The organism is Hymenobacter roseosalivarius DSM 11622 (genome assembly GCF_900176135.1).
GTDB lineage: Bacteria > Bacteroidota > Bacteroidia > Cytophagales > Hymenobacteraceae > Hymenobacter > Hymenobacter roseosalivarius.
The window spans coordinates 1-1,270 of sequence record NZ_FWWW01000014.1 but is presented as its reverse complement, the minus strand read 5'-3'; the positions used below and the strand labels follow the sequence as shown (position 1 = coordinate 1,270).

Annotated in this window: 2 protein-coding genes; both read right to left on the bottom strand. The window is 64.4% G+C overall.

From position 1 onward, the window contains the following. Positions 1 to 13: 13 nt before the first annotated feature. Positions 14 to 913, bottom strand: coding sequence for an IS3 family transposase (locus tag B9A24_RS00640; RefSeq protein ID WP_084443169.1), 900 nt, complete (start codon positions 911 to 913; stop codon positions 14 to 16). Continuing rightward, entirely contained in the window at positions 910 to 1,218 is a 309-nt protein-coding gene (locus B9A24_RS00635) for a transposase (RefSeq protein WP_084443167.1), read from the bottom strand. Before B9A24_RS00635 ends, B9A24_RS00640 begins: the two co-directional genes overlap by 4 nt. Between the last annotated feature and the right edge of the window lie 52 nt (positions 1,219 to 1,270).

Genomic DNA, 1,270 nt, shown 5'->3' with positions numbered 1-1,270 from the left:
TGAGGTGGTCCAGTTAGGCAGGACAGTTTAAGGCAGTTGATTGAAAAAGCTGCTGCTGAGCGTTAAATGGGGTTTGGTAGTGGATGCTGGAGTGCAGACGTTCGTGATTATAGTAGTCAAAATAATCAGCCACGCTGGCTTGCGCGTCAGCTAAATTGGTAAAAACGGGCCACTCGCGGCGTTCGAGTTCTTCGGTTTTGAGGCGGGACCAGAGACTTTCGGCCTGGGCGTTATCGTAGCACTCGCCGCGCCTGCTTTGCGAGCGCAGGCCGTAGTGCCGATGCAGCAAGGCGCGGTAGGCGTTGCCGCAGTACTGGCCGCCGCGGTCGGAATGCACCACCAGGCCGGGGGCGGGTTGCTGGGCCCATAAAGACCGCTGCAAGGCCGTGGTGACCAGTGCCTCGGGCATCGTATGGAGCACCTGCCAGCCCACGACGTACTTGCTGGCCACGTCCTGGAAGGCGCACAAATAGGCCCAGGTGCCGTCGGCCAGGGGCAAATAGGTGATGTCGCTGACCCAGACCCGGTTGGTCTGGGTCGGTTTGGGCTGGTCGAGCAGCCGGTTGGGAGCGCAGCGCAGGCCGTGGGTGGAGTCGGTCGTGCGCGGGGTGAACGCCTTGGGCTGCAAGGCCCGCAAGCCCCGGCGGGCCAGGGCCGAGCGCAGGGCCTGCCGCCCCACCCGGTGACCCTGCTGGCGCAAGGCCACCCGTAGTCGGCGGGTGCCGTAGCGGCGTTTGTGGCGCTCAAATAGGGTCACCAGGGCCGCTTCCCAAGCCGGCGGTTGCGCCCCTATGGCCCGCTGCTCGCCCTGCTGCCAGGCATAGTAGCGGCTGGGCGCCACGCCCAGCACCCGGCACAGGCCCCGCACCGGATAGGCACCCTGCTGCGCGTTGATGAAGCGGTAGCAGCTCATCGGTCCGGCGTCTGTGAGAAGATGACGATGGCTTTTTTTAAAATCTCCAACTCCTGCGCCTGCCGCCGGGCCAGCGCCCGCAGCTGGCGCAGCTCGGCCGCGGTGGCCGGGTCCAACCCTGCCCCCAAAGCGGCCGCGATGGGCGTTTGCGCTTCTTTTTGCCACTTATAGAGCAGCTTCGGATTTAGATTCAGCGCGCGGGCCGCCGCCTGCGTCGAGCGGCTCTCGCCGACTAGGCGCAGGGCTTCGGCGCGGAAGGCCGCGTCATATTTGCGTCGTTTGGGGCTGTGGGGAGTGATGGACATGATTTGAGAAAGGTAAGTCCCAACTCTGTCCCGCTTTGCTAGACCACCTCAT